1 protein-coding gene is annotated in these 1,077 nt (G+C 71.0%); it reads right to left on the reverse strand.

The window, feature by feature from the left end; genetic code table 11:
- On the reverse strand, positions 1–1,077 hold a 1,077-nt coding region (locus H5J30_RS35205), incomplete at both ends, for a CocE/NonD family hydrolase (RefSeq protein ID WP_181791856.1).

A 1,077-nucleotide genomic window follows, 5' to 3' on the forward strand; every position in this document is an offset into this window, starting at 1 on the left:
CTCGACGACCGGCCAGGTGCTCTGCGCGCGCCAGTCGCCGCTGTTGTCCTCCATCGCGTACTTCGGGTAGCGGACGGCCGGCTTCTCGCCCTTCAGGTACTCGTCGAAGAAGGCGAGCGTCTCGTCGTACCAGCCCTCGCGCCCCATCGCCAGCCGGCCGTCGGGCACGCGGTCGCCGCCGCGGACGTGGTCCCACTGGCCGAGCCAGCCGCGCTCGGGGCCGCGGTGGTTGCGCAGGTACTCCTCCATCTCCTCGGGCTTGGTGTTGGGCTCGATGAAGCCCTGCGTGACGAAGAGGGGGGTGTCGCTGCCCTTGGCCAGCCGCGCCAGGTCGCGGGACTTCCAGTGCTTGCTGTCCTGGTCGGAGATCCGGTAGCCGGCGGAGTTCTCCGTCAGGCACTCCGGATGGGTCTCCTCCCAGCGGGCGTTGGCCGCGTAGCGGGGGTCGTCGTCGGCCATCGGGGGGATGGTGGCGATGCCGTTGTACGCGTCGGCGGTGCCGGTGACGTTGGGGCGGGGCACGCCGTTGGAGTAGATGTACTGGTACATGTCCCAGACCGGCTCCTGCGACACGACGGCCTTCAGGGCCCGCTGGTCCAGGTTGTTGCCGATCAGCCCGGTCACGCCGTCGTACGACTTGCCGTACATGCCGACCGCGCCGGTCGACCACGGCCGGCCGGCGGCCCAGTCGATCGCCGCTTCCACGTCGGCCTGTTCACCGGGCCCGGCCCAGTCGAGGCAGCCCGTGGAGCCGCCGAAGCCGCGCAGGTCGACCATCACGAAGGCGTAGCCCTCCGCGAAGACGTCGGCGCCCTCGGTGAAGTCCTGGAACCGCGAGGAGGGCCCGGTGTGCGACCAGCCCTCGTCGCCGGTCGCCCCGGCGTGCCCGAAGTACGGTCCGACGGACAGGATGACGGGCACCTCCTCGCCCTTCTCCAGGCCCTCGGGCAGCAGCACGTCGGCGTGCAGCTCGGTACCGGAGTCGTCGGCGGAGGGGAAGTAGTGCTGGGTCCATTCCGCGCCCTCGGGCACGCGGTCGTTCTCGTCGTGCGTGACGGGATCGGTGGCGGTGGCGAT

This window comes from Streptomyces phytophilus, from assembly GCF_013870535.1.
GTDB classification, from domain to species: Bacteria; Actinomycetota; Actinomycetes; order Streptomycetales; family Streptomycetaceae; genus Streptomyces; species Streptomyces phytophilus.